Origin of the sequence: Flavobacterium buctense (assembly GCF_014486695.1) — a bacterium.
GTDB lineage: Bacteria > Bacteroidota > Bacteroidia > Flavobacteriales > Flavobacteriaceae > Flavobacterium > Flavobacterium buctense.
The window spans coordinates 98,769-124,398 of record NZ_JACTAB010000006.1; the positions used below are offsets into that span (position 1 = coordinate 98,769).

Annotated in this window: 21 protein-coding genes; 9 read left to right on the forward strand and 12 right to left on the reverse strand. The window is 37.6% G+C overall.

Going from position 1 to position 25,630, the window contains the following annotated elements:
* Positions 1 to 99: 99 nt before the first annotated feature.
* From hemN to ICG50_RS10390, 4 genes are all read right to left on the reverse strand, one after another.
* Positions 100 to 1,464, reverse strand: a complete 1,365-nt coding sequence (gene hemN, locus ICG50_RS10375) for an oxygen-independent coproporphyrinogen III oxidase (RefSeq protein WP_187660846.1) — start codon at positions 1,462 to 1,464, stop codon at positions 100 to 102.
* A 71-nt stretch (positions 1,465 to 1,535) separates the two neighbouring features.
* Positions 1,536 to 3,080: a T9SS type A sorting domain-containing protein gene (locus ICG50_RS10380; protein WP_187660847.1), complete on the reverse strand. Its 1,545-nt coding sequence runs from the start codon at positions 3,078 to 3,080 to the stop codon at positions 1,536 to 1,538.
* Positions 3,081 to 3,340: 260 nt separating this feature from the next.
* Positions 3,341 to 9,004: an HYR domain-containing protein gene (locus ICG50_RS10385; protein ID WP_187660848.1), complete on the reverse strand. Its 5,664-nt coding sequence runs from the start codon at positions 9,002 to 9,004 to the stop codon at positions 3,341 to 3,343.
* A gap of 613 nt (positions 9,005 to 9,617) precedes the next feature.
* The gene (locus tag ICG50_RS10390) at positions 9,618 to 10,148 is read right to left on the reverse strand and encodes a YceI family protein (RefSeq protein WP_187660849.1); all 531 of its coding nucleotides are present in this window, start codon (positions 10,146 to 10,148) and stop codon (positions 9,618 to 9,620) included.
* A 225-nt stretch (positions 10,149 to 10,373) separates the two neighbouring features.
* On the opposite strand from ICG50_RS10390, the gene ICG50_RS10395 reads away from it, so the two are divergent.
* On the forward strand, positions 10,374 to 12,122 hold the full coding sequence (locus ICG50_RS10395; protein WP_187660850.1) for an ABC transporter ATP-binding protein: 1,749 nt from the start codon (positions 10,374 to 10,376) through the stop codon (positions 12,120 to 12,122).
* Positions 12,123 to 12,155: 33 nt separating this feature from the next.
* On the opposite strand, the gene ICG50_RS10400 is transcribed toward ICG50_RS10395, so the two are convergent.
* From ICG50_RS10400 to ICG50_RS10410, 3 genes are all read right to left on the reverse strand, one after another.
* On the reverse strand, positions 12,156 to 13,847 hold the full coding sequence (locus ICG50_RS10400) for an MORN repeat-containing protein (RefSeq protein ID WP_187660851.1): 1,692 nt from the start codon (positions 13,845 to 13,847) through the stop codon (positions 12,156 to 12,158).
* A 95-nt stretch (positions 13,848 to 13,942) separates the two neighbouring features.
* Positions 13,943 to 14,803 carry a GNAT family N-acetyltransferase gene (locus ICG50_RS10405; RefSeq protein WP_187660852.1) on the reverse strand — a complete coding sequence of 287 codons (861 nt, stop codon included), beginning with the start codon at positions 14,801 to 14,803 and terminating at the stop codon, positions 13,943 to 13,945.
* 206 nt (positions 14,804 to 15,009) lie between these two features.
* On the reverse strand, positions 15,010 to 16,077 hold the full coding sequence (locus tag ICG50_RS10410; RefSeq protein ID WP_187660853.1) for a branched-chain amino acid aminotransferase: 1,068 nt from the start codon (positions 16,075 to 16,077) through the stop codon (positions 15,010 to 15,012).
* A 279-nt stretch (positions 16,078 to 16,356) separates the two neighbouring features.
* Between ICG50_RS10410 and ICG50_RS10415 the strand changes: the two genes are divergently transcribed.
* The 5 genes from ICG50_RS10415 (at position 16,357) to ICG50_RS10435 (ending at position 18,723) form a co-directional block, all read left to right on the forward strand.
* Positions 16,357 to 16,863, forward strand: a complete 507-nt coding sequence (locus ICG50_RS10415; RefSeq protein WP_187660854.1) for a DUF4920 domain-containing protein — start codon at positions 16,357 to 16,359, stop codon at positions 16,861 to 16,863.
* Positions 16,864 to 16,869: 6 nt separating this feature from the next.
* Positions 16,870 to 17,328: a hypothetical protein gene (locus ICG50_RS10420; protein ID WP_187660855.1), complete on the forward strand. Its 459-nt coding sequence runs from the start codon at positions 16,870 to 16,872 to the stop codon at positions 17,326 to 17,328.
* A 2-nt stretch (positions 17,329 to 17,330) separates the two neighbouring features.
* Positions 17,331 to 18,002: a tRNA (5-methylaminomethyl-2-thiouridine)(34)-methyltransferase MnmC2 gene (mnmC2, locus tag ICG50_RS10425; RefSeq protein WP_187660856.1), complete on the forward strand. Its 672-nt coding sequence runs from the start codon at positions 17,331 to 17,333 to the stop codon at positions 18,000 to 18,002.
* A gap of 119 nt (positions 18,003 to 18,121) precedes the next feature.
* Entirely contained in the window at positions 18,122 to 18,316 is a 195-nt protein-coding gene (locus tag ICG50_RS10430) for a hypothetical protein (protein WP_187660857.1), read from the forward strand.
* Between the two features lie 212 nt (positions 18,317 to 18,528).
* On the forward strand, positions 18,529 to 18,723 hold the full coding sequence (locus tag ICG50_RS10435; RefSeq protein WP_187660858.1) for a hypothetical protein: 195 nt from the start codon (positions 18,529 to 18,531) through the stop codon (positions 18,721 to 18,723).
* A 34-nt stretch (positions 18,724 to 18,757) separates the two neighbouring features.
* Here the strand turns inward: ICG50_RS10435 and ICG50_RS10440 are convergent, their stop codons facing one another.
* The gene (locus ICG50_RS10440; protein ID WP_187660859.1) at positions 18,758 to 19,699 is read right to left on the reverse strand and encodes a LysR substrate-binding domain-containing protein; all 942 of its coding nucleotides are present in this window, start codon (positions 19,697 to 19,699) and stop codon (positions 18,758 to 18,760) included.
* A gap of 203 nt (positions 19,700 to 19,902) precedes the next feature.
* Between ICG50_RS10440 and ICG50_RS10445 the strand changes: the two genes are divergently transcribed.
* Genes ICG50_RS10445 through can form a run of 3 tightly spaced genes read left to right on the forward strand, consistent with a single transcriptional unit; the run spans position 19,903 to position 22,558 of the window.
* The gene (locus tag ICG50_RS10445) at positions 19,903 to 20,187 is read left to right on the forward strand and encodes a hypothetical protein (RefSeq protein ID WP_187660860.1); all 285 of its coding nucleotides are present in this window, start codon (positions 19,903 to 19,905) and stop codon (positions 20,185 to 20,187) included.
* 57 nt (positions 20,188 to 20,244) lie between these two features.
* On the forward strand, positions 20,245 to 21,891 hold the full coding sequence (locus ICG50_RS10450) for a SulP family inorganic anion transporter (protein WP_187660861.1): 1,647 nt from the start codon (positions 20,245 to 20,247) through the stop codon (positions 21,889 to 21,891).
* Between the two features lie 22 nt (positions 21,892 to 21,913).
* The gene (gene can, locus ICG50_RS10455; protein ID WP_187660862.1) at positions 21,914 to 22,558 is read left to right on the forward strand and encodes a carbonate dehydratase; all 645 of its coding nucleotides are present in this window, start codon (positions 21,914 to 21,916) and stop codon (positions 22,556 to 22,558) included.
* Between the two features lie 17 nt (positions 22,559 to 22,575).
* On the opposite strand, the gene ICG50_RS10460 is transcribed toward can, so the two are convergent.
* The 4 genes from ICG50_RS10460 to ICG50_RS10475 are packed head-to-tail and all read right to left on the reverse strand — an operon-like array spanning position 22,576 to position 25,612.
* Positions 22,576 to 23,538, reverse strand: coding sequence for a sodium-dependent bicarbonate transport family permease (locus ICG50_RS10460; protein WP_187660863.1), 963 nt, complete (start codon positions 23,536 to 23,538; stop codon positions 22,576 to 22,578).
* Between the two features lie 3 nt (positions 23,539 to 23,541).
* Positions 23,542 to 24,492, reverse strand: a complete 951-nt coding sequence (locus ICG50_RS10465; RefSeq protein ID WP_187660864.1) for an L-threonylcarbamoyladenylate synthase — start codon at positions 24,490 to 24,492, stop codon at positions 23,542 to 23,544.
* 2 nt (positions 24,493 to 24,494) lie between these two features.
* Positions 24,495 to 25,331, reverse strand: a complete 837-nt coding sequence (locus tag ICG50_RS10470; protein WP_187660865.1) for a DUF6671 family protein — start codon at positions 25,329 to 25,331, stop codon at positions 24,495 to 24,497.
* Positions 25,331 to 25,612 (reverse strand): hypothetical protein, encoded by a 282-nt coding sequence (locus tag ICG50_RS10475; protein WP_187660866.1) that lies wholly within the window; start codon positions 25,610 to 25,612, stop codon positions 25,331 to 25,333. Before ICG50_RS10475 ends, ICG50_RS10470 begins: the two co-directional genes overlap by 1 nt.
* Between the last annotated feature and the right edge of the window lie 18 nt (positions 25,613 to 25,630).

Consider the following 25,630-nt stretch of genomic DNA (forward strand, 5'->3'; position numbering starts at 1 on the left):
TTTTAAACAGTTCCCAAAATAGGATAAATAAAAAAAGCTCCTAGTAGAGCTTATAGAATTTTCTTTCCAAGAATTGCTTTAAAAAGTAGTAGGAAAAATCTAAACGGTCATAGAAAACAACTGGTTTTGTGGTGTTTTGCGTTTCAATCTCAAATCAAAAGCCATACAAATGTTGCGAACAAAAGCTTTCCCTTTTTCAGTTACGACCAAACTATTGGGTTGAATTAGTAATAATCCATCGTTTTCCATTTCATGGAGTTGGCGTAATACCTCGGGAAGTTCTCTAAAGTATAAGTTGTCATCTTTCCATGAAGTTTCAAATTGGCACATCAAGTTAAGAATATGACGGCGAATAATTAAGTCTTCTTCGCTCAACACATGACCACGGTAAACCGGTAATTCATTATTGTTCAAACGGGCATAATAGGTTTCAAGTTCCTTTTCATTTTGGGCAAAAGCATACCAACTGTCACTAATCGATGAAACACCTAAGCCAATCATTAGTTGTGTTTTCGAAGCCGTATACCCCATAAAATTGCGGTGAAGTTTTCCGGCTTTAAAGGCTTTGTACATTGCATCGTCTGCTAAGGCAAAGTGATCCATTCCAATTTCATGATACCCTTTTTCTGAGAGTAATGCTTTACCCACTTCATAGAGTTGGCGTTTTTCATCATCTTTAGGTACATCTTCATCTTTGAATCCTCGTTGGCCATTGCCTTTTATCCAAGGCACATGTGCGTAGCTGTAAAAAGCCAATCGGTTTGGGGAAAGTGAATTGGTTTTTTCAATGGTGTCAATGACATTGTCCAATGTTTGGAACGGCAGGCCGAAAACCAAATCATGCGAAATAGAAGTATAGCCTATTTCTTTAGCCCAAAAAGTTACTTTGGCCACATTGTGAAACGGTTGGTTTCTATGAATGGCTGTTTGCACTTTTTCGGCATAATCTTGCACGCCAAAACTCACTCTTCTGAAACCTAAATCATAGAGCTTTTGTAAATGTTCTCGGGTTGTGTTATTAGGATGCCCTTCAAAACTGAATTCGTATTCATTGGCTCTTTTGGCTTTGCGTAGTATTCCGGTAATCAAACGCTCTAAGTTTTCCGGAGAAAAGAAAGTGGGTGTTCCTCCACCAAGATGAATCTCTTTGATAATAGGCTTCTCCGAAAATAAATTGCAATACAAATCCCATTCTTTTAAAACAGCTTCAATGTAAGGATGTTCTACCTCGTGTCGTTTGGTAATTCGTTTGTGGCAACCGCAAAACGTACACAAACTTTCACAAAAAGGCAAATGTATATAGAGACTTATGCCTTCCGAAGTATTACTCTCTTTGAAACTTTGCAAGAATGTTTGCTGCCATTGGGAATCAGAGAATGATTCTTCATCCCAATAAGGAACTGTCGGATAACTGGTGTATCTCGGACCGGGAACGTTATATTTTTGGACTAAAGAAATCGACATGTTACTACTTTATGAGGACAAAAGTAGTTCGTGTTTTTTCCAATAAAAATGACAATTGTCATATCGGCCAATTAATTCCGGATGATTTTGACTACTTGTTGGTCAATCTTAAGAAAATAACTGCACGTAGCAATTTCACTTAAGTTCAGTACCGTTACGTCAGTCGTAACATCGAAACTTTTTATGCGTTGTCCCAAAATGGTGAATAATTCGGCCTTACCCCGATAACCATTCGATGAAAATGTCAGTAACTCTTTAGTCGGATTGGGATAAACTATAAATGAATTTTGAGGATTGATTGGAACTTCTAAGGAAGACTGACTCAATTTGGCCAAAAATGGATAATACTGAAAATCATCTGTTCCTGCGGTTAAATTATCAAAAGAAATTACGTCATTCGCCATACCGGATATTAGGATGCTTCCATCCGACAAAACACTGATGCCATCGGTTCTGTCTTCAGAACTTCCACCGGCGGTTTTAGCCCAAAGTACGACTCCTTGTGGGGAATATTTTAAGATTAAAACATCACTGCTGAAACCTAATTGGGTTTGCGAACTCACATTGGCATTCCATTGAATAGTTCCTTGAGTTTTTCCTGCCATATAAATATTACCTTGATTGTCTAGCGTTAAGAAATTGCGGTGACCAATTTCGGCTCCACCACTTCCCGGAACTTCTTTTACCCATTGTACTGTTCCCGTTGCATTCAATTTAGCCAAAAAGAAATCGGTACTATTTACCGGACCTTCGCAGGTTATGTTGCCAATAGTAAAATTATCAAAAAGGTGTGAACTGAAATAAACTTCATCCGGTGTTCGGGCAATCACCATAGGTTCGGGACAAGTGATGTCTTCTACATAATGCATCCATTGCATTTGTCCGGTCGGATTGTATTTAACCAAGTATATATTGTATAAAAAAGGGGCGGGCATAACTGTCCCATTAAAGTTGGCACTTGTTTCAGCGCAAGAACCAACAGCATAAATGTTACCTTCCGTATCTACACTTACCGCGCTAATTAGTTTTACTTCGCTTTGAGTGATTAGTTGAAGTGTGTTGCCATTGGCATCTAATTTTTCGATAAAGGAATTTTGATAATCGTCGTAACCAATAAAAACATTTTGTTGACTATCAATGGCAATTGCATTAAAATGTTGGGTAAAATCACCCGGGATGACTTTATGCCATTGGAGTTCACCATTAGCATTGAATTTTAACAACAGCGGATTTACGTTTTGTAAATTGTTGGTTAAACTAAAATTGCCCATTGTAATTGAAGTCAGATAACCTACAGCCAAGTACAGATTTCCGGCATTATCAGTAGCCATCTTATAAGCATGTACATTACCGTTGATGTTTTTAGTAAAAATTAATGTACCGTTAGCGTCATATTTAAGTAAAGCAAGATTCCCAAATATATCCGTGTAAGGAGTAGCATTATCTTTTAATCCACAGATATAAGTATTTCCTTGTTGGTCAGAGGCAGTCGGATAACTAATCATTGCCGGATTAGAAGTAAAAGTAATACTTGGTGTACGCAGCCATTCAAAAGTTTGGGCTGTTACAACAAACTGGCCTAAAAGTAAAAGCGTGATTAAGTAATTGTTTTTCATGATTTTGTACTTGATGATTGCCAAACAAAGATACAGAAAACTCAACAAGGTTGGTTAATTAATAGGTTGACTTGTGGTATACATGAAAAAGGAAATCGTTTGTAAAGTTAATTTAAACAGACTTTTAGGTAGCTAACAATTAAGCCACATTGAAGCTGTAATGCTTAATAAAGCAATGACTTTAAAATTACTCTATGTTCAGTTATAAATAAAAAAAAGGCACTCCGTAAGGAATGCCTTCTTTGTCAAAACTAATTGCTTTATCGTTTTACGACACGAAGAGTTTTTACTTCTTCCCCTTGAGAAACTACAATATTATAAACTCCCGAAGGATATCTTTCTCCGATAGTTGTGTTTTCTAGGTCGTTAACTTTTACGACTCTTTGCTCTACTAATCTGCCTACCATGTCATATACTTTGATAGCAATAGCTTCAATGTTAGTGGTTTTAACATTAATCAGGAAGTTTTCAGTATAAGGATTCGGATAAGCAGTAGCATTAAATGGCAGCTCTATTTCGGCTTTCGCTGATGGTGGTGTAGTTATGCTACAATCTTTATCATAAGGAACAAAAGTTCCATACAATTGCATTGAGACAGCAACACTATATACAGTATTAGGTTGTAATCCTGTAAACATACTTAGCGTAAAACTTGGAGTTGCACTATCTTGATATTGTTGGTAATCTAAGACACCAAATTCATCATAATGCGTCAACAAGAAGCGGTAAAGTGTTGCTCCGGCAAATGGCGTAGCATTAATCACTTGGGTATAACTACTAGCCACCAATTCACATTGAGATGATATTATAGAGCTTGTAGGCGGTTGTGGTGTGAAGATGGAACATACTTGTCCAAATTGTGACCAAGCTGTGATATTAGCTAATTTAATCTTAATTTGAACAGCTACTTTATATTCTGTAGCATAGGTTAAGAAACCTACTGGAACCGTTAGCATGGTCAAATTAAAGTTCGGCAAATTACGCTCACCGGTGTAATAGTATATTCCAGGCGCATCGGCACGAGCCACTCTAAAACGATACGTTATTGCAGAATTTACCGCATTAGCATTGATGGTAGAATTCATAAACAATAGGGTTGAACCACATTGTGAATTAACCACTTTTGTTGTTGCCACGTTAGTGGTGGTCAATGTACAAACAGAACCATTATAACCTTGTACTTCTCCATTAACAATAGCTGCTACTTGAATAGAGTAGGATGTGCCATATGCGTAAATGTCGGTATCTGTCAGTTTGAAATGATGTTGAACTGTATCAACGTAATCAACTTGTCCTGTGGATAAATTAGTCACTTTAAAGCGGTAACCGATAACAAATCCTTCGCCTAAATAAATTTCTGTACAATTAATGGTATTGTTCAAACCATGATTAATACCGCCACAACTAGGAGAAAGTACATGAACTACAATTAGGGGATGACCGTCATATAATGTACCATTACAATTGTTGTCGATATTATCAAAAGGAATTTCGGCAACACCAGGATTGATATCAAAAACCCCATCATTACAATCATCATCATTTACAGAATAGTTAGATTCCGGAGGTGTGTCTCCGTCTACGGCACACAATTGAATCGCAGTAGAACCTTCGGCACCATAACCATCACCATCACCATCTACAAAGAACGGGAAAGTTTCATGTCGGTCGGCCAAAGTATCATCACAATCGGTTCCGTCAACACTATATCCTTCTGGGGCATTGTTAGCATCGTCAGAACATAACAGAATTGACGGGCCGGCTCCATAATCATCATCATCATTATCCGCAAAGAAGGGATATGTCAGATAAACAATCACTGTTGTAGTGGCTGAGTTTTCTTGTAAACAAACACCACTTTGTATTACCGCTCTAAACTGTGTAGTTTCGGCTAACGGTCCTGAAGTATAATTGGTTGTGTTGTTTGCAATAGGATCCCAACTTAAGAATGGGAATATTGAGCTTTCCCAACGCAATATAGTACCCGTGTGTCCTGACAGCGTCAATAAAGCACTCGTTTCTCCCGGACAAATTGAGGTTCCGCCACTTACTGCACCGCCAACGGTTGTTGGATTTACGTTAACACTTCCGCTAACAGAATTAGTTCCATCCCAAAAGTATCCTCCACCATTAGTAAACCCACCATATTGCCATAAACAACCATTTAGTCGGTAACGGAAAGTATAGTAATAAGTACCACTGCTCGGCGGCGTGAAATTATAATAATATTCGTCATTAGCAAATCCACCACCAAATTGATTAAAGGAAGCGGTACTCCAATTTGACCAACCTGAAGGGTTAGTATTGGTGGTACTATAGCCAAACTGAACATCTATTCCGGCACCTTGAGAACCTCCGCCCGGAGTTACGCCCGCCTCATAAACTTGTCCGTAAGCAGTCATGCTCGAACCTTGACAAATGGTTGCGTTTGGTGGCCATTGTAAGTTAGCCCAATCCAAAGATTGAACGGTCAATACACCACTTACATAATTGGTACCATCCCAAGTACCACCATCCCATTGTTGGAATCCTCCATATTGCCAAGTACAACCATTTTGTCGGTATCTAAAAGTATAATAATAAGTACCGGGAACGTTTGAACTAAAGTCATAATAGTATTCATCATTATTTGGACCGCCACCATATTGATTAAACAAGGTAGGGAACCAATTAGACCATCCTGAAGGATTGGTGTTAGTGCTACTGTAACCGAATTGCACTTCAATGTTTGCCCCTTGTTGGCCAATAACAGTGGTTACATTTGGCTCATAAACTTGTCCGTAAGCAGTAAAACTACCGCCGGGACAAATAGTAGCATTAGGAGGCCATTGTAAGTTAACATGATCTAGTAAATCCACCGTAACTGTAAAGGTACAACTTGCGGTATTGCCATGACCGTCATCAGCAGTAGCCGTAACAGTTGTAGTGCCAACGGCAAATAGTGAACCCGATGCCGGGCTGTAACTAATTGTAGCTGTTCCGCAATTATCTGAAGCTGAAGCTGCAAAAGTAACTACAGCACCACACGAACCGGGATCCATATCAACATTAATATTAGCCGGACAAGTAATAGTTGGCGCTTCTGTATCATTAACAGTTACCGTTTGATTACAGGAAGCCGTATTACCGGAAGCATCAGTTGCTGTCCAGGTTACAGTTGTATTTCCAAACGGGAAGGTTGGAGGAGCATTGTTGCTGATGAATTGACGATTGATTGAGATGTCATCAATAATGAATCCAACGGTACCACCCCAACCCGGTGAAGGTAAAAATGTTAATTGGTGCGTAGTTTGTGTAGCCACAAATGTTAGCGTTTCAGGTGTTAAATTGAAAATATTATTAGAACGACTAACCGTGGTATTTAAAGCTCCACCATCAAGAGTAATTACTGTCCCTACTGTTGGTGGTGCGCCTGATCTTCTAGAAGCTCTGAAAGTCAACTGATAGGTTTGACCGACTACAAAACCGCTAATGCTTTGACATAAAGATACCGGCTCATGATCAATCTCAGCTACGGCGTTAAAAGGATTAGTGCCACCATATCCGGCTTCTGTGCCATAAGCTTCTACATTATTGCCGCATTGATTCCAATTGTCACTACCGGAATCAAAACTTCCGTTAACTGACATTTGAGGTGCTACAGAACAATTATCTGTAATAACAGGTGCTGTTAGTGTTGCGGTACCCGAGCAAAGTCCGGGTGTGTTGCTTACAACTACTGTTGGTGCACAAGTAATGCTTGGTGCTTCTGTATCGTTAACGGTTACCGTGAAGGTACAACTGGCAGTATTGCCATGGCCGTCATTAGCGGTTACTGTTACGGTAGAGGTTCCTTTACTAAAGAATGAACCCGATACCGGACTATAACTTAGGTTAGCCGTTCCACAATTATCAGTGGCAGTGGCAGCAAAAGTTACATTGGCACCACATTGACCGGGAGTATTGTTTACTACAATATTGGTAGGACATGTTATCACCGGTGGTTGGGTATCATTGACTGTTACAGTAAAGCTGCAAGTACTTGTATTGCCGCTTGCATCGGTAGCTACAAAAGTATTGGTAGTTGTGCCAACCGGGAAGAATGCATTTTGTGCCAAACCGTTAGTTTGAGTCAGTTTTGCGCCTTCAATTTCTATGATGGAATAACGGAAAGCAGTATTCACTAAATCGTTCCAACATCCTCCGGTTTCAAATTCAAGATGGTTTTCAAAATTGCCTCCATTGGGTTCTCCACCACACCAATTTGTATATGAAGAGGATTCACAAGTAATATACTCCCAAACACCATTCGCTATTAGGTCATTTCCACCTATCCAACCGAATCCGGCACCACTGGCATTGAGCGCATTATTTTCTGCTGCCGAAGTTATTACTGCGAGATGTCCGCCGGCTGCAATAGCACTGCTTTGAGCCGTAGCATAATTCATTAGTGCGGTCGATTGATAGTAATAACTATTACCATAACTTGCTTTATAAGTATAGCCTGTCGGTGCAGCCGGACGGCAATTTTCTGTTATAACCGGAGTAGTATAACAAACTTTAGCCCCGCATTGTCCCGGAGTATTGTTAACTGTTATATTGGCCGGACAAGCAATCGTTGGCGTTTGTGTATCATTTACCGTTACAGTGAATGTACAGCTCTGTGTTCCACAATTATTGGTTGCCGTGGCAGTTACTGTGGTAGTACCTAAAGGGAAAAAGCTTCCCGATGGAATGGAATAAGTCACAGTAGGAGAGGTGCCGGTTGTAGTGGCTACAGGATAAGTAACATTGGCGCCACATTGACCGGAAGTATTACCCATATTAATATTGGTCGGACAATTTATAGTTGGTGGTGTACAAAGAACTCCTACACATTGCCATTGCACCGTATAGCGAAGAATTAAACCATACGCATCAGTGCCTCCGTTTCCACTACCGTCAAAAGTGGTAGTGACTTGTGGACTGCTACAACTCGTTCCGCCGGTACAGTAACCACATACAGAGCCACAAGTTCCGCCATAACTGCCTACAGCATTATAACCTAAACTTTGACAAATGTATGTAGCATGATAAATACCTGAGTTATTAGCGGAAATCCAAGCTCCCGTTGGACCGGCAGAACAAACTACATATCCTGAGCCGGTAAAAGGGTCAGTGCCAATCTGACAAGCAGTAGGCAAAGCCGTTGTGATAATTTGATTGCGGTATTGTTCCCCATTAATTAAAAGTGTCGGAGAGGCATTAATTCCTGCTGTTTGTGCTAAATTAATATTGCTTCTGAATAGTGCTTGACTTTCAGCACTTTTAGAGGCTAAGTCTAATGTTTGTATATCAATACCGGCTTCAGAAGCGGCAAGTTGCCAGTTATTATCAGTATAGTTTTTTGCTCTTGCCGTAAGATAAGCAACTAGCTTTTCAGGATAGTCACGCGCTACAACAAGTTGTCTGATATTTTCATCGATTTCTTCTTGTCCGTGCATGCTGCTAAATACTTTCTGATCACCAACAAGTTCTTCGCTGGCTATAAAATTAAGTCGAAAATCAACCTGATGGCCAAACTCTTTTACTAATGGTAAAAGCGTTTCTTCAGCCATTACTCCAAAAGGACATTTACTCATTACAAATAAGTCAAGCGTCACTTTTGCGTTTGATTTTAGTTTTTGTTGAATTTCGTCTCGTACCGTATAGATTACATTTTGAGGCGATTTATCCGCACTTTCCATCGTTGCAAAGCAACCGGAAGATTTGTCATTCGATAAGTTTACGGTGTTAGTTGAAGTAGTAAACCCCTGATTTTCTAATTGCCCTGCAGAGTTAGGGAATATTTTTGCTTCTTTTTTGAGGTCTTTGAGGTCAGGTTGATTTACTTTTTGTGCGAAGGAGGGCGTTGAAATTAACACCATTGCACAAATTAATCTGGTTAGAAATAGTAATTTTTTCATATAAACCAAAATTTAGATTACCTACTCTTTGAAGGGATTTTCGGTTTCTTCCCAATACACAATAGACTATAATTTCACTCTTCAAAAGAAGAACGAAAACGATGTGAGGAACAGTTCAAACACCAGTGATGTCTAAACTACCATTAGTAGGTATTGAAAAAAAACGTAGGTCGAAACGAAATCAAGCATCAATTATGGAGAAATTGATTTTCGTTTATAGAAATTAAGAATTGTTTAGCTATAATTTTAGCTTTTTTAATTCTTAAATAAATTTAACACTATTCTAATGGTTAAACAAAACAAATCCGATGAACTACAATTTAATACCGTTAAAACGACAATCTTTTGTAGAACAAACGTTAATATTTATATAGAACAAATTGGAAATAGTCACATAATAGTTGCTCAAGGAAAAGGATATAAAAAAACCGTCGCGATCCCTCGTGACGGTTTTTTCTTTATCATAGCCTTGTTATTGGTTAGGACCAAATTATAATTTGGTGACTGCTTTCTTCTCTTGACCCAACAACATTGCTTTTTTGTTAAAACAAATTTGGTGCTTTTCTACCCTAGTTGCGTTGCAAAATTCCGGCTAATTGTTATATAATTTTCATTACTCTTTTACAAACTGTACTTCGGCATTCAACTTAATGTCTTCACCCACCAAAACACCACCGGTTTCTAAAGCAGCATTCCAAGTCAAGCCAAACTCCTTTCGATTGATTTTACCATTTAAAGAAAGCCCGATTTTAGTATTTTCCCAAGGATCTTTCATCAAACCACTGTATTCGGCGTCTAAAGTGATGTTTTTGGTTACGTCTTTAATAGTCAAATCACCACTGATTTTGTATTCGCCTTCGTTTACTTTTTTAACGTCGGTGCTTTTAAAAGTAAGGGTTCCAAAGTTTTCAACGTCAAAGAAATCCGCACTTCTCAAGTGATTATCTCGATCATCGTTTCCGGTATTAATTGAACTTACTTCAGCCGAAAAAGTAATCGCTGAGGTTTCAAATTGTTCATCATCATTTGCTATTGCCGCTTCAAACGAATTGAATTTTCCGGATACATTAGTAAACATCATGTGTTTTACTTTAAAGCCTATTTCTGAGTGTGTAGGGTCGATTGCCCAAGTTGCTTTTGCCATTGTTTTTTATTTTTAATGAATTAAATTAAAGTCTTGTTTTTATAAAGTAGTTTTTAATACTTCTTTTGAACAAGGCAAGGGTATGCCGGGTTTCAATCCGGGACACTTAACCTAGATTAAGAAATTAGATGGTTTGTTTTAGACTGTTAAATAGTTAATTTTTTCAAAAATAAAATCAGGAAGCCAATAGTATCGTAGTTTTGCACTTCCGTTTTTTAGACAACTATGAAAATATTATATACTTACATACAGCAGCACAAATTACTGTTGTTCTTGGCTCTTTTTTTAGCCGCCATCAACCAATGCTTTTCTCTATTCGATTCGATTATTATTGGTAAATTATTAAATGAATGTGGCGTAGGCGTGGCCAATTTCAATCACAACCAAGAAACTTTTGTCAAAGCAGTTTTAGGTTGGTTAGGCTTATCACTGGGAGCCGCCATGATGTCGAGAATTGCTAAAAACTTCCAAGATTATTTTACCAATATTATCATCCAACGCACGGGTGCTCAAATGTATACCGATGGCATTCAAAAAGCACTGCAATTGCCTTACCAAGATTTTGAAGACCAAAGAAGTGGTGAAACGTTAGGCAAGTTGCAAAAGGTAAAAACCGATTGCGAGAAGTTTATTACGTTGTCTATTTCTATGGTTTTTCAAACGCTTATCGGGATTGTTTTTGTAGTGGTTTATGCCATAAACATCCACTGGCTTTTAGGACCGATTTTCTTAGCTACCGTTCCGGTTATTGCTTTGGTGAGTTCTTTTTTAGGCAAAAAAATCAAGAAGGTTTCTCGTGAGATATTAGGCGAAACCACTGCATTAGCCGGCGCTACAACTGAGTCGCTTAGAAATATCGAATTGGTGAAAAGCTTAGGCCTAACCGAACAAGAAGTCAATCGATTGAACAACACTACTATTAAAATCTTGGGATTAGAATTGAAAAAAGTGCGTTTTATTCGTTCGTTAAGTTTTATCCAAGGTACTTCGGTGCATTTTATGAGAACGACTTTAGTATTTGCCCTATACATGTTCATTTTTAACGGCATTATCAAACCCGGCGATTTAATCACGTTGATGTTTTTCTCTTTCTTTTTATTCAATCCGTTGCAGGAATTGGGAAATGTGATTGCAACCTACAACGAAACCAAAGCTTCTATGGACAACTTTAGCGAGTTGATGAATGCGAAAAGTGAAAGCAAACCTTTGCATCCGCAAACAATAGGTTCTATCAATCACTTGAGATTTTCACATATATCCTTCAAACACCAATCGGCGATGACTTATGCCGTGAAAGATATTTCTTTTGAAGCCAAAGCCGGTGAAACCATCGCTTTTGTTGGTCCGTCAGGAAGTGGCAAAACGACTTTGGTTAAAATGTTAGTCGGATTATATACGCCGGAATCGGGTTCTATTTTTTACAATGAAAAGAACGCCAAAGACATTGATTTGAACGAACTCCGACAGCAATTAGGCTTTGTAACCCAAGATGCACAATTGTTTTCAGGAACGATAAAAGACAATTTATTGTTTGTAAAACCAACGGCGACAGCGGAAGAACTAAACGATGTTTTGCAAAAATCCGCTTGTCAAAATCTGTTAGAACGTGCCGAAAAAGGCATCGACACTACCATAGGCGAGGGCGGAATCAAAGTGTCCGGTGGTGAGAAGCAACGGTTGTCTATTGCCAGAGCTTTGTTAAGAAACCCGAAATTACTGCTTTTTGATGAAGCCACTTCAGCCTTGGATTCAATAACCGAAGAGGAAATCACCCAAACCATCAGAAACATTTCTTCTAAACAAGACCAAATAACGGTTCTGATTGCACACCGTTTGTCTACGATTATGCATGCGGATAAAATATTTGTATTGGAGCAAGGACAAATTATCGAGCAAGGAAAACACCTCGATTTAATTGAAGAAAAAGGATTGTATTACGCCATGTGGCGCCAACAAATCGGAGAGAGAAAATAGTTTTAGCACCAATAGCTTTTCAACAAAACATAACTAATTTACTTTGCCGCTACCGTGGCAAGTGCCACAACTGCCCACACTGATTGTACCATTTCCGCGGCAATATATACAAGTGCCTTTGCCCGAGTATCGACCAAAACTATCTACTTTTACCCAAGTGTCCGATTGGCCGTTGCCTTTACACATTGGGCAAGTATTTACATTATTACCGCTTCCGTTACAACTGCCGCAAGTGCGGCCTTGACTGTAACTTTGTTGTTGCTGTTGCTGTTGGGCCGTTTGATTTTTAGCATCGTCAAGGCTTTTCATCATTACTTTAAAATCGGCTATGTAGTCTTTTGTAGAAAACTCCCTTTTTTTAAAGTCATATTCACCGAAATAATTAGTGCCATCGGCTTTGTAATAAGTACAGCCAACAGCATACTCATTGTGAAAATAACTACTCTCAATACGCTCTCCATTGGTGAAAAAGTATTTTCCGGCGCCACGCATTCCGGTTTCGTTAAATTCGCCTTCGTAACGTTCTTTGTTGGGGAAAGTCATACTTCCGTTTTTAGGCAACTGGTTGAGGTAGCTTCCGTTAAAAATTCGTCCGTCTTCAAAGGTTTCCATGCCACTGACTTTTATCCCTTGGGCATACTTTCCAACGAAACTGTTTTTGCTGTCAACGGAGGCCTCCATATAGTCTCCATCCACTAAATAATTCACCAGTTTCCCTTTGCCATAGGCTATTGCGTTTAATTCGTGGTCATAAGTGGTTCGGGTGGCATCGCCTAGTAGTTGTCCGTCTTTAAAAGTGCCTTTGGTGATGTAAAATTTGGGTTTGTCATTCCAATCCGTTTCAAATAATTCACAGTCACCGTTTACCCCATCGCCTTTATAACAATACACCACATTGCCGTTTTTGTTGACCCTGCTAATCGACGGTGTAATCATCTTGTTATTGATGAAAAAGGCTATTTGCGCTGTTCTTTCTAATGGGGTTACATCTACTACACCAATCAGTTTTCCTTTGTTAAAGTAGGCACTTTGCACTTGTTCGCCCTTTTGGTTGTACCCGAGCCACCAACCATCAGGGAGACTATTCTTTAATTTTCCTTTGTAAGTAACTCCACCGGGATGATAATAGTTTACATAACCGGAAGGGAGCAAGGTTCTCGTTTTACGGTCAATAGAACCATAATAGTGAGCGCCTGTTTTAGGATAATAATGAAATCCCACCTCGTTGTCATAATAATCAACAGTACAAGAATCGCCGTTTTGGTAATGGTAAACCCCTTTTACATTCTCGTAATACTGTATTTTTCCGGGTTGGTGTGAAAAAACCAGCTTAATACCGTTTTTAAATAGATAGGTGCCGTTAGTATAATAAATCCCACTGTTATGGGTAAAATCGCCTTGGTAAACATCACCGTTGGTAAACGTATAGATTCCTGTTTTGAGTTTAAATTCTTTCTCTTTTTTATTATACATCACCACACTACCTTCATAAGTTCCATCACTGAATTTAACCTTAGCCGGTTTGCTTTCTTTTAAATCGCCTTCTATGGTTATAGCAGTGTTGCCTTTGCGCACAAACATATAAGGATTACCCTTTTGTTCAGGTAATTCAGGAGATTTAAGGTTGTATAAAAAGTCAAATAATCCTCCTTCGGGTGTAGTTGGATCTTGGGCATAATTACTGTAAAAAATACAGCAAAAGAGTAGGGAATAAATCGCTTTCATAAAGGATAATATAGACTAAAACAAGACAACCAAAAATACTTATTTTATCCTTAATTGGCATAAGTCAAATGCCGTATTTTTATCGATTGTGTTTGTTATCCCAACTCAAAACTGGTAATCCCAAATATCTTTTTTAAAGCTGAATTTGGTGGCGTACCATAGTACATTCGGGCACATTCGAAGACATAAGTTGCTTTGTATTGTTGTACCAAATTCACTGCGGCTTCGTTACAAACCGGTATGTCTAAAAATACGGGTTTGTCAATCGATTCGCTAAGACAGCGTTCGTAAAGAGCGGCCGCAACAGTCTCATTTTCGGCAAACAAAGGGCCAATTTTATAACCGGTTTGGCATTGTCTGATCACCGCAAAGCCTAATAAACTTTCGTTGACTGTATATTGAAAAGTCTTAACATTGGTAGCTTCGAGCCAAAGTTTTAAAAAGCGCTTACGCCTTAGGCCAAAACATTCTAAATCTAAAGCATTGATACCTTTCCAATCTTTTTCGGTACAAGGTTGTACTAAGGGATTAGTAGGATAGAAGCATCCCGTTTTTTCATAACGCTCATCCCGATAAGCAATTTTGAAACCGCCTTTTTGGTAAAAGGGTTGCATGGCTACCACACCATCCATACCGATTGCCGCGTTGGGTTGCAAACGCGCCAACAAAGTATCCTGGCGTTGTTGCCAAAGGTTGCGCCCAATGCCTTTTGCTCTGTAATCCGGATGAACAATGAAGAAACCCATAAAACCAAACTCTCCGTCATAGGAAACAATAGAACCGCCGCCAATAAGCGTATCGCCTTCAAAATAACCGTAAAAGCCCTCCGGGTCAGTGGCCCAAAAGATCTCAGCATCGAACAATCCGGGATTCCATCCTTCCAGCGCAGCCCAATTAACCAGTGTTTCAAATTCTTTAAAAGTCAAACGTCTGAAAATTAGCGATGAAGTCTTCATATTAGTGTTGGTTAATTTTTTTTATAGATAATGAAGGATAAAGTTAAGAATTCCGGTTGTTTTATAGTAATAACATTTTTTTCTCTTCAGCATTTTATTGTATTTGAAGTAGCTTTTCAGTTGCTGTAATCGGGGTAAATTGAAATAAAAAAACTCCGAGTTTCCCCGGAGCTGTTATTACTATAAACTGTGACTGCAACTATCAACTATACCTTAACTGTCCAGCCAAAAGTATCTTCAGCCAATTTGTATTGTATTTTTGTCAGTTTGTCTTTTAAATCTAACGCGAATGAGTTTTCTAATTTTGGCAATTCATAATACACGTCTTTGTATTGGAATCCAACAATCGGATTTACAACAGCAGCAGTTCCGGCACCAAAAATTTCTTTTAAACTTCCGTCTTTGGCAGCGTTTACTAGTTCTTCTACCAATACTGAACGTACTTCCACTTTAATCCCTTCGCGTTTGGCTAAGTCAATTAAGCTTTTTCGCGTTACACCATCTAAAATTCTTTCACTCGTTGGTGCCGTATACAAAGTATCGTTGATTCTGAAGAAGACATTCATAGTTCCGGCTTCTTCCAGTTTGGTGTGCGTGGCATCATCAGTCCAAATGATTTGTTGAAATCCTTTTTCCTGAGCTAATTTTTGCGGATAGAATTGGGCCGAATAATTTCCGGCAGCTTTAGCCGCACCAATGCCACCATTGGCAGCACGACTGAAATGTTCCGCAATAATTACTTTCACTTCACCCGAATAATAAGAACGAGCCGGTGAAAGAATAATCATAAATCTATATTGGGTTGACGGTTGCGCAATAACACCAGAACCAATCGCAATCATGAATGGTCTGATGTATAAAGTGTTGCCTAACCCTTTCTTTACCCAATTTCTTTCCATATCAAGGATGGCATTTAAACCACCAATAAAGATGTCTTCCGGTACTTCGGGCATGGCCATTCTTTTGGCAGATTTGTTAAAACGGTGCAAGTTCTCATCCGGCCTGAACAACCAAACATCATCATTTTCATCTTTATAAGCTTTCATGCCTTCAAAGATGGCTTGACCATAATGAAACACTTTAGCTGAAGGATCAATTAGGAACGGTTCGTAAGGTTTGATAATGGGTTTTTGCCATTGTCCTTCTCTGAAATCACAGACCAACATATGGTCGGTAAAGGTGTTTCCAAAAGCAAGATTTTCAAAATCGACTTCATTTATTTTAGTAGCAGTAGCTCTAACTATATCGATTTCGGAAGGTGTTTTTAACATCATTTAAAGATAGGTATTGGGAGAAAAAATGATTTAATTTATTGTAAGTCAATTTATTAGGTAGTTTTTCTCAGAATTATAAGTTGTATTGTTAGTTTTTTGTAAAACTAATAAAAAAATATTAGTCAGTAGCACCCTAAAAAAATATTGAATGCTTTTTCTCAAATTCTCTTTTGAGGCTTATTTTTTGTCTTAAATTTTCATTAAATATTCAATTTATTTGTCATTATAGTATGTGTATTTGTTAATTGGTTTACTTTTGTAATTCTAAAACTGATAAACATGAAAAAAATAAACGTATTCTTAATCGCCATCGTATTATTTATGGGTGGTAATGCTTTAGCACAATCAAAATCTAAAACACCAACTAAAGTATTCAAAGCAACGGATTATACTTTATTTGGTGAAAAATTTAAAGTAACCAAGATTTTGACTAAAGACGAAATGATGAAAAAATATGAAAACCTTAAAAAAGGAGATACTATAACGGTACAATTTCAATCTACCATCAAATCGGTTTGTAAAAAGAAAGGGTGTTGGATGAAAATGGAATTAGCCGGAGACGACAGTTCTTTTGTGAAATTTAAAGATTATGCGTTCTTCGTTCCTTTGAATGCCGATGACAGCAAAGCTATTGTGAACGGTAAGGCTTTTGTTGATGTGGTTTCTGTTGAAGAACTAAAACATTATGCTAAAGATGCCGGAAAATCTAAAGAAGAAATCGCTAAAATAACCAAACCGGAAGTAACCTATTCTTTTTTGGCTGATGGTGTTTACATCAAAAAATAAGCATCGATGAAGAAAGTTATTGTCGTAATTTTAGTGCTTCTTTTTTTAGCCTTATCTGTCATATCTTGTCAAAATAAGGAATCGGATGCTGCTGCAGAAAAATGCGAGCCTAAATCAGAAAAGAAGTTGGAGATGTACCAAATGTCAGAGATGGCTGCTTTAATGGAGCAAATGTACGTGGACAACAAACGATTAAAAGAGCGCATCCAAAAGGGCGATACCATTGGTCAGTTTCCGCAACATTTTTTAAGAATTCATGAGGCAGTGATGACTGATGAATCAGAGAATGATGCTTTTTTCAAAGAACAAGCGGCTAAGTTTATCAAGGCTCAGGAAATGATTTATAAAGATCCCCAAAACGCTAAAAAACACTTTAATACCGGTGTGGATGCTTGTATCCAATGTCACCAACAAAAATGTGGCGGGCCAATTCCGAGAATTAAAAAACTATACATCAAAGAATAATTTTGAAACGCGAAATTATTCAAACACAAGATGGTTCTACGACCATTCATTTGCCGGAATGGAATGAGAGTTATCATTCAAAACACGGTGCCATTCAAGAAGCTTATCACGTATTTATAAACAATGGGTTTTCTCTTTTCGAAGGAAAGCCCATTGCTATTTTAGAAATAGGTTTCGGAACCGGATTGAATGCTTTTATCACTTATTTAGAAGCCAAAAAAAACAACCAAACGATTAATTACGTTGGAGTAGAAGCCTATCCGGTAATTTTAGCCGAAGCTTTACAAATGAATTATGCCCAAGAAATTGAGGATAAGGAAAGCCCTATATTTCAACTTTTACACCAAACCGATTGGGAAGTGAAGAATATGATTTCTCCTGATTTTACCCTTACCAAACGCCAACAGTTTTTCCAAGACATAAAAGATGATAATGCATTCGACTTGATTTACTTCGATGCTTTTGGCTTCAGAGTACAACCTGAATTGTGGTCAGACGCGATATTTGCTGCCATGTACAAGGCTTTAAAATCCGATGGAGTTTTGGTTACTTATGCATGCCGAACTTCAATCAAAAAGGCTATGGTATCGGCAGGATTTTCTGTAGAAAAGTTACCCGGTGCTCCGGGCAAAAGAGAGATGTTGCGCGCCACCAAAGCATCGGTAAAAAATTAACTTTTCTTGAAGTTATTTTTAACAACGTTTTCTATTGCGCTCATTTTTTTTTCAATAAATTTGATAAAACAATTACTCGTTCTTATCTAATTTCTTAACCTAAAATTTAAATGCGCTCTATGTCAAAAAAAATGCTAGACCATACCAAGTCTGTGTTAAAAAGAGTAAGTTTTGATGTTGGCCTTTTTCGGAAAGAGCTTGCTAAAGCCTATAAGTTCTTATTACCTTATGAACTTGAAGAGCTAACCCATTGGTTGCTTAAATTTACCGAAGAAAAACCGGAACTTAGACAATGTATCTTAAATGTTAAATAATAAAACTAAAAGGAATTTAAACGATTCCTTTTTTTTATGTTCTATTTAGTAATCTGTAAGATAAAAGTTATTTAAAATCACAAAAAGTGTATTTTGTCGATAAATAAAGTAATTAAACGATGTTTTTTAACTTTTTTTAGTGCGTTAAAAGATTTTTTATCTTACTTTTACTAAACGTTCTTACAATAAGATAACCCCAAATCTTAACCATTATGCCTAGAATGATCTACGATTACACTAAATCTGTACTCGAGCGAGTAAGTTTTGACCCGATTCTTTTTGCTAAGGAACTTAAAAAAGCCGTAAAAAATTTGCTACCCTATGAAATTGAACAATTGAGAAAATGGCTTCAGTTCTTTACTAATGAGCATCCGGAATTAAAAGATTGTTTATCTGTAGTTAGTTAACAGAAATAAAATAAGGAGTTGGTGCAACAGCTCCTTATTTTTTTTGTAGTGGACTGATGATTTCAACGTTTTGAAAAGTAATGGCACCTTTAATTACCCCTGATATACTACTTCTCAAAGCATCAATGATGTGAATTTTTAATTCATTTTTCGGGAAAATCAAACTCACTTCTCTTGCCGGTTTTGGCTCTACAAAATGTTTTAGCTTTAAGGTATCTTTAGCCGGTAAGTCTAAGGTGTGCAAATAAGGCAGCAACGTTGTGCCTAATCCTTCATCGGCTAATTTAATCAAGGTTTCAAAGCTTCCGCTTTCTATTTGAAAATGACTTTTTTCGTCACTGTTTAAATTTTTACACAGGTTTAATATCCCATCTCTAAAGCAATGACCATCTTGCAATAACAAAATTTCATTTACATTCAAATCACTGATTTCAATTTCTTTTTTGTGAAACGACTGGTGGTTCTCCGGAATATAGGCAACGAAGGGTTCGTAGTACAAGACAATCTCTTTGATCTTTTCGTCCTCCAAAGGTGTAACAGCAATGGCAGCATCTAAATGACCGTTTTTCAACTTGGTGATAATTTCTGCGGTGTTTAATTCTTCTATGATGAGCTTTACCTTTGGGTATTTTTTGATAAAATTGTTCAAAAACATGGGCAGTAAGGTGGGCATGACGGTCGGTATGATGGCCAAACGAAATTCACCTCCTATAAATCCTTTTTGTTGGTCTACTATGTCCTGAATTCTATCGGCTTCATTGACTATGTTTTTAGATTGGTTGACAATTTTCTGTCCAATTTCAGTGAGCTGAATTGGTTTTTTGGTTCGGTCAAAAATTTGAACGGCTAATTCCTCTTCAATCTTCTGAATTTGCATGCTTAGCGTGGGTTGCGTTACAAAACATTTTTCAGCGGCCAAGGTGAAGTTTCTGTGTTCGGCTACAGCCAAAACATATTTAAGTTGGGTGATAGTCATCGTATAGTGAAATTTGATGTAAAGATAAAAACTATCAATTTAACTTATAGTACTAAGACCATAATATTTCTCTTTTTTTTATGTAAATTTGATTCAAGTTTGATAAAAAATCGCAACCGGTTATCAAAAAAATGATGTTTATTTTCATGTTAAATTTTAATTAAAAAGAACTTTCCAAGTATTCGTATTACTACATTAGCACCGTGAAATATATAGCAAGATTACTATTAATTGTATTTGTTTCTTTTCTGTCAACACCTACTGTGGTAACTTTGATTAAGAAAAGTACAGATGTCTCCTTATTTTATAGTTTTGCCGAAGAAGAGATTCACAAAGACTTAAAAGAAGTAAAAGGATTCAAGCAACAGTTTGACTATCCTTTTACAACCTTAAAGTTAAATACAAATTCTAAAATCATTTCCGAGAACTTGTCATGGCATGACAATGTAGCCGAAGAAATATTCTCTCCACCGCCCGAGTTAATTTAATGCTTCCGTTAGGGTTTCGCACACGCGATACTTTTGTGTATTAATTAATTTACAGGTATGAAAAAAATCAATCTTTTTGCCAACCTAAAATCTGATTTCGCTTCAGGTTTAGTGGTTTTCTTGGTGGCGTTGCCATTGTGTTTAGGTATTGCACTGGCTTCCGGCGCACCATTATTTTCAGGTATTATTTCAGGTGTCGTAGGCGGAATTGTAGTCGGCTATTTAAGCCAATCTCAATTAAGTGTTTCCGGTCCGGCAGCCGGTTTGACCGCCATAGTTTTAACCGCCATTACCGATTTAGGAGCCTTTAATATTTTTCTATTGGCGGTGATGATAGCCGGATTTATCCAATTGGCACTCGGTTTTATCAAAGCAGGCAGCATTTCTAATTATTTCCCAACCAATGTTATTGAGGGAATGTTGGCCGGTATCGGGGTAATCATTATTCTAAAACAGATTCCGCACGCCTTTGGTTACGATAATGATTATGAAGGCGACGAATCTTTTATACAACCTGATGGTCAAAATACATTTGCCGAAATATTTGGCATATTAGACCACATACAAATGGGTTCTTTGGTCATTACGTTGGTGTCATTGGCGATATTAATTTCGTGGAATAAAATAAGCTTTTTAAAGAAGCTGAAATTAGTTCCGGGAGCTTTAGTGGCTGTAATTGTTGGGATTTTATTAAATGAGTTTTTCTTAAAATCAGGAAGCAGTTTAGCCATCACCGAGGAACATTTGGTTTCGTTACCAGTGCCAACTTCTTTAGCGGAATTCAAAGAAATAGTGATATTCCCTGATTTTACAGCCATATCCAACAGTAAAGTATGGGTTGTAGCAGTGACTATTGCTGTTGTGGCTTCTATCGAAACTTTATTGTGTATCGAAGCAGCTGACAGAATGGATAAATTAAAGCGATATACCAACACTAATGTCGAATTAAAAGCGCAGGGGATTGGTAACATCATCAGTTCACTATTGGGCGGATTGCCCATGACTTCAGTAGTAGTTCGTACTTCTGCCAATGCCGCCGCCGGAGCCAAATCAAAAATGTCTGCCATCATTCATGGCGTGTTATTGTTGGTGAGTGTTTTAACGATTCCTATTTTGTTGAATAAGATTCCTTTGGCAACTTTAGCTGCCGTATTACTTTTAGTAGGGTACAAATTGGCCAATCCTAAAATCATCAAGCATTTTTGGGAGAAAGATAAAATCTACCAATTCATTCCTTTTATTTTAACTTTTGTGGCTGTTGTTTTTACCGATTTATTGCGTGGAGTGGCTTTAGGGATGGTAATCAATATCCTATTTGTATTAATTGGAAATTCCAAACGCGCATATAAATTCAGGAAGGAAGAATACAGAGAAGGAGATATTATTCATATTGATTTGGCACAAGAAGTATCTTTTTTGAATAAATCAGCCATCAAATCTACTTTAAGTGAGTTGCCCGAAAATTCAATAGTTATTATAAATGCTACCGATACGGTATATATTGCTCATGATATTTTAGATTTAATCAAAGAATTCAAAAAAATAAAAGCCAAAGAATTAAATATAAATATTAAATTAGTTGGCTTTAAAAAAGCCTACAATTTAGAAGATTCTCAAGGCAACAAGAATACGGTGACTATTGAGCATAGATACAATGTTATGAAACGTAAAATGGAACCGGTATTTCCAAATAAACAGCTATAAACTAACCAAATACAATACTATTATGAGTAATGATTTTTATAAAAAAATATTAGACAACAACAAAAAATGGGTAGAGTCCCAATTGGCTATCGACGTAGAATACTTTAAAGATTTAGCCAAAGGTCAGCAACCGCCATTGTTGTGGATTGGATGTTCAGACAGTAGAGTACCGGCAAACGAAATTATCGGAGCTAAACCGGGAGAAGTATTTGTGCACAGAAATATTGCTAATATGGTGATCCATAGTGATATGAATATGTTAAGTGTATTAGATTATGCCGTAAATGTTTTGAAAGTTAAACATGTAATTGTTTGCGGACATTACGGTTGTGGTGGTGTCAAAGCGGCTATGGGTAACCAATCGATAGGGTTAATAGACAACTGGATACGTCACATTAAAGATGTTTACCGTTTGCATGAGGATTATTTAAATTCATTTAAAGATGAAGATGAACGTTTTAATAAATTTGTGGAAATCAATGCTCAAGAACAAGTTTTTGATTTAGCCAAAACCTCCATTGTTCAAGGCGCATGGCGAAACGGACAAGATTTGACTTTACATGGTTGGACTTACGGTTTGAATTCCGGTTACGTTACAGATTTGGGGGTAAACATGAGCTCTAACGAAGAGTTGGATGAAGTATACCGCCTAAAGTTTACCAACTAGACGATGTTTACTACACATTAAGAATTTAGAATTATTGTCAAATAAATGGGCATCCCAAAGGTGATATTAAAAGGGAAAGTCACCGCCAAAGCCATAGGTAAAAACAAACCGGGGTTAGCTTTTGGCGCCACTATTTTCATAGCTGCAGGTACCGCAATATAAGAAGCACTTGCAGCTAAGATGGCCAATATAAATCGGTTGCCTATATCTTGGGTCACCAATTGACTGCAATACGACACTAATACTCCATTGAGTAATGGAATGGCAATGGCAAAAACCATTGGTGACCAACCACTTTTGAAAAACACATCTAATTTTTTGCCGCTAATGATACCCATATCTAACAGGAAAATAGCCAGGAATCCTTTGAAAATATCCGTGGTGAAGGGTTTAATCCCCATCGCTTGTTGGTCACTAGCCAAATAACCTATTACTAAACTACCCAATATCAGCAGTACGCTACCATTGGTTAATGAGTGCCGAATTACAGCACTAAGCTTTGTTTTTATTTCAGCCTTTTTATCATACAATCGCATTAATATAACCCCAACAATAATAGCAGGCGCTTCCATTAAGGCCATTATGGCTACCATATGCCCGCTGTAATTGTAGTTTTGAATTTCCAGAAAAGAAACCGCTGTGACAAACGTTACAGCACTTACTGAGCCATAAGCTGCTGCAATAGCACCTGAGTTTTCTATACTGAATTTTCGCTTCAGTAAAAAGAAACTATAAACAGGAATGACCACCGCAATCAGTACTCCAAAAAGCGCTGACCAAATGATTTCCATATCAAAATGACTGTGCGCTAATTCTTGTCCGCCTTTAAAGCCAATGGAAAAAAGCAAGTAAAGCGAAATAAATTTTGAAGTATTAGAAGGAATTTCCAAATCACTTTTCAATCGGGCAGCGAGAATACCCAATATGAAAAAAAGTAGTGCGGGATTGGTAAGATTATCAAGAAGTAAATTTAAGTTCATGGTTTATTTTTTAGTGGCTCTTTCAAGTCGATCATTTATGGATTGTCCAAGGCTTTCATTGGGAAAACGCTCTACAACAATTAGAGACAAGTTCATTTTATCCAGCCTGTGCAGGGCTTTATACAATTCTGCAGCTGCTTCTTTGTAATTTTTTTTGGGGGATACAATTTCTTGATGGACCACGTTTTCACTCGAAACTGCTTTGTAAAATGTCAGAGTTCCTATATTTTTCGTTTGGTTGTTTTGAATAAAATTTTCAATAGCATCCACTATAATAGTTTCGGTGGAAGGCGCGTAATGTTTTAACAGCATTCCGGGTGCTTCCGGGCTTATTTCATTAGTAGTTTTAATTTTCACTTTTCCAATAACCGATTCAATTTCATCCAATGAAAGCGCCCCTAAGCGATACAGTATGGGGTCATCACCTTCAAAACCGATGATGGTTGATTCTATACCGTTCTGACAAGCACCACCATCCAAAATCAAAGGAATTCTTTCCTGAAAGTAGTCCGAGACATGTTGGGCCGTAGTAGGACTAATAGACCCAAACGGATTAGCACTAGGCGCTACTAATGGAAAATCTAAATTGTGCAACAATTCTAGAGTCAAAGGATGATTGGGAACTCTCACAGCTACCGTAGCTTTTCCGGCAGTTACCAAGTCAGGAATGTTATGGTTCTTAGGCAACACCAAAGTCAGAGAACCCGGCCAAAAATGCTCCGCTAAAACTTGGGCTTTTGGAGGTATAGAATTAGCGACTTTATCCAAATAGTCGATTGAATGGATGTGCACTATTAAAGGGTTAAAAAGCGGTCTTCCTTTAGTTTCAAATATCTTTTTTATGGCTATTTCATCATAAGCATTCGCTGCCAATCCGTAAACGGTTTCGGTTGGAATTGCAATATTTTCGGAGGCTTTCAATAGTGCAATGGCTTTTAAAATTTCTCGATTCATACTTAGGGGTTGCAAAAATCACAGTACATCGGATCTTCAGTTTCTTTATGATTAGGGTAGAGCGTCTCCGAGGTATAGTCACAGCGCTTACATTGGTATAAATAACTTAAGGTTGATTTGGTGGGTTGATTACACCATTGACAAGGCAAACCACTTTTTGCTTCTACTATACCAAAGCCCGGAGTTTGACAATTCGGACAAAGCGAGGTTATTTTTTCGGACAGCTTGAGAGTGGCTTTTTCAATAACTTTCATTCGTCTCGGGTTAAACATCGCTCGCATGTCTGTTTCAGCAACAACTGGGGAATTATTGGCGGCAAGTTTGTGATAACTCGATTCCAATAATTCCCATGTTTGGATTCCTTTCACTGAAGTTGTAATGCCTTTTTCTGTACTTTTTAAGATTACCGCATGTTCGGGGAAGCCGACAGTATTTACTAATTTAACCAAGTCATGATAACATGTTAAGGTTGTTGCATTAAAGTTTGTATCGAGACTAATTTCTCGTACGGATATTTCTAAATTATTTTTTAAGTCTATAAATAGTAAAATTTCTTCATCTGCATGGGCAAAAAACACCGTTGGGTGTGGTCCGAAAGATCCTTCGCTGGCAATGCCTAAATCGTACCCGGTTTGCTCAAGTGCCTGTAAACATTTTTCTCTAGCCGTTGTTAAAGCATCCGATTTTCGTTCAATTTCACCGGTAAAAGTGCCTAATAAATCGGTGTCAAAATCAGTCGGAACTACACAAGTAACGCCTAACTTTTCCTCCAAAATAGGCGCTATTACACGCTCTTTTGAATGCTTTGTGGCAATGAGAAGTTTTCTACCTTCAAACATTATTGTTTTTCAAATTGGATGGTAATTTCACCTTTGATAACCAAATTTAAATTGTTCGACTTTGAATCGGCAATCAATTGTTTGATGGTTTCTTTGGTTTCAGTAAGCTCAAGAACTCTTTTTTTAGAATGTTCAATATCCTGGTTAAAGCGAATGTGTTTACTGAAATCTTCTCTTTGGTGATAGTCAATTTTATAATTAAATAGGGCTGTTAAAATGCTGTCTGCATCTTCCGAAGAGAATTTACCGTCAATTAATTTGTAGGCTGTATTGTTTTCCATTAGTGCTATTTTAATTTT

Excerpts from the sequence above, each read along its gene's own strand:
- hemN (WP_187660846.1), bottom strand. The coding sequence starts at position 1,464 with ATGTCGATTTCTTTAGTCCAAAAATATAACGTTCCCGGTCCGAGATAC.
- ICG50_RS10380 (WP_187660847.1), bottom strand. The coding sequence starts at position 3,080 with ATGAAAAACAATTACTTAATCACGCTTTTACTTTTAGGCCAGTTTGTT.
- ICG50_RS10385 (WP_187660848.1), bottom strand. The coding sequence starts at position 9,004 with ATGAAAAAATTACTATTTCTAACCAGATTAATTTGTGCAATGGTGTTA.
- ICG50_RS10390 (WP_187660849.1), bottom strand. The coding sequence starts at position 10,148 with ATGGCAAAAGCAACTTGGGCAATCGACCCTACACACTCAGAAATAGGC.
- ICG50_RS10395 (WP_187660850.1), top strand. The coding sequence starts at position 10,374 with ATGAAAATATTATATACTTACATACAGCAGCACAAATTACTGTTGTTC.
- ICG50_RS10400 (WP_187660851.1), bottom strand. The coding sequence starts at position 13,847 with ATGAAAGCGATTTATTCCCTACTCTTTTGCTGTATTTTTTACAGTAAT.
- ICG50_RS10405 (WP_187660852.1), bottom strand. The coding sequence starts at position 14,803 with ATGAAGACTTCATCGCTAATTTTCAGACGTTTGACTTTTAAAGAATTT.
- ICG50_RS10410 (WP_187660853.1), bottom strand. The coding sequence starts at position 16,077 with ATGATGTTAAAAACACCTTCCGAAATCGATATAGTTAGAGCTACTGCT.
- ICG50_RS10415 (WP_187660854.1), top strand. The coding sequence starts at position 16,357 with ATGAAAAAAATAAACGTATTCTTAATCGCCATCGTATTATTTATGGGT.
- ICG50_RS10420 (WP_187660855.1), top strand. The coding sequence starts at position 16,870 with ATGAAGAAAGTTATTGTCGTAATTTTAGTGCTTCTTTTTTTAGCCTTA.
- ICG50_RS10430 (WP_187660857.1), top strand. The coding sequence starts at position 18,122 with ATGTCAAAAAAAATGCTAGACCATACCAAGTCTGTGTTAAAAAGAGTA.
- ICG50_RS10435 (WP_187660858.1), top strand. The coding sequence starts at position 18,529 with ATGCCTAGAATGATCTACGATTACACTAAATCTGTACTCGAGCGAGTA.
- ICG50_RS10440 (WP_187660859.1), bottom strand. The coding sequence starts at position 19,699 with ATGACTATCACCCAACTTAAATATGTTTTGGCTGTAGCCGAACACAGA.
- ICG50_RS10450 (WP_187660861.1), top strand. The coding sequence starts at position 20,245 with ATGAAAAAAATCAATCTTTTTGCCAACCTAAAATCTGATTTCGCTTCA.
- can (WP_187660862.1), top strand. The coding sequence starts at position 21,914 with ATGAGTAATGATTTTTATAAAAAAATATTAGACAACAACAAAAAATGG.
- ICG50_RS10460 (WP_187660863.1), bottom strand. The coding sequence starts at position 23,538 with ATGAACTTAAATTTACTTCTTGATAATCTTACCAATCCCGCACTACTT.
- ICG50_RS10465 (WP_187660864.1), bottom strand. The coding sequence starts at position 24,492 with ATGAATCGAGAAATTTTAAAAGCCATTGCACTATTGAAAGCCTCCGAA.
- ICG50_RS10470 (WP_187660865.1), bottom strand. The coding sequence starts at position 25,331 with ATGTTTGAAGGTAGAAAACTTCTCATTGCCACAAAGCATTCAAAAGAG.
- ICG50_RS10475 (WP_187660866.1), bottom strand. The coding sequence starts at position 25,612 with ATGGAAAACAATACAGCCTACAAATTAATTGACGGTAAATTCTCTTCG.